Consider the following 1,258-nt stretch of genomic DNA (forward strand, 5'->3'; position numbering starts at 1 on the left):
GCAGAGACTCGATGTTGTGGGTTATCCCGTAGTACGCATAGTGCCCCATAACCTTTCGACAGAGTTGGCGGTGCTGATCACGCAGGGGCAGGTGGCGGTTGGCTCGGCACCACAGCGAAATTCGCTTCAGGCCTCGCTTGAACCGGTCCTTGGCCGTTTTCTGCTTGATGATCCAGCGTCCACGCAGGGACTTCCCCCAGTAATAGGTAAAGCCCAGGAAGTCGAAGGTCTCGGCCCGTAGCTCGCGATGTGGCCGAAACCGTACCAGCCGAGTCTTGGTCGGGTGCAGGGTAAGGCCGAAGCGCGCAAAGCGCTTGGCCAGTACCTCCAGCACCTTGCGGGCATCAGCTTCGTTGCTGAAGGCGAGCACGGCATCATCGGCGAAGCGCACCGAGAATGCTCGTCCGCGCAGGCGTGGTTTGACGTCTTGCTCAAACCACTCATCCAGCACGTAGTGGAGGTAGACATTCGCCAGCAAGGGGGAAATCACACCCCCTTGTGGGCTGCCTATCTCGCCCTTCTGCCATTGCCCGGCGTCCAATACCCCGGCCTTGAGCCACTTGCCGATCAGGCGGAGGATCACGCCGTCCTTCACTCGTTGCTGCAGAAACGCACGCAGGTGCTGGTGGTCGATCGTGTCGAAGAAGGCTTTGATGTCCAGATCAATGACCCAGCCTCCGCCCATCGACATCAGGCCATTCCTCACCGTTCCGATGGCCTGATGCGCCGAGCGCCCCGGCCGGAAACCATACGAGCACTCGTGAAAATCATGCTCATAGAGCGGCTCCAGCAGGGCCACCACGGCACGTTGCAGGACCTTGTCTTCGAAGGTAGGAATGCCAATCGGCCGTGTGGAGCGCCCGTCTCCCTTGGGAATATTGACGCGCCGCACCGGCGGCGCCCGGTAGCGACCGCTCTTGGCCGCTTCCAGCAGACGCTGGACGTTAGCCTCGAAGTCGCGCGCGAAGTCGTCCGCCGTCTGGCCGTCGATCCCGACGGCGCCGTCACGGCGCGTCATCAGGTAGGCCGTCCTCAGCCACTGGGCGTCGATATGATGCGCCAGTGACGTGAAGGCACGCTGCGGGAAGCGCTCTGCCAGCGCTGCTATCCGCACTTGTTTCGTGGACATGACCTCAGGTTCCTGTGCACCTGTCATGTTGCCCTCGTGCAGTTCTGATGATTGGCCGCCCCTTCCCTCCAGCGGGTCCCGTCGAGTAGGTTCCCCGCCTTCTTCGGTACTATGAGCGACTCCGACTCC

The 1,258-nt window shown here is 61.8% G+C and carries 1 protein-coding gene; it reads right to left on the reverse strand.

Annotated elements, in window-relative coordinates; all coding sequences use genetic code 11:
• Positions 1-1,129 (reverse strand): group II intron reverse transcriptase/maturase (gene ltrA / locus A3220_RS16410; protein WP_062376017.1); only part of this gene is annotated, 1,129 nt, incomplete at its 3' end.
• Between the last annotated feature and the right edge of the window lie 129 nt (positions 1,130-1,258).

The organism is Halomonas sp. KX33721 (genome assembly GCF_001596805.1).
Lineage (GTDB): Bacteria > Pseudomonadota > Gammaproteobacteria > Pseudomonadales > Halomonadaceae > Vreelandella > Vreelandella aquamarina.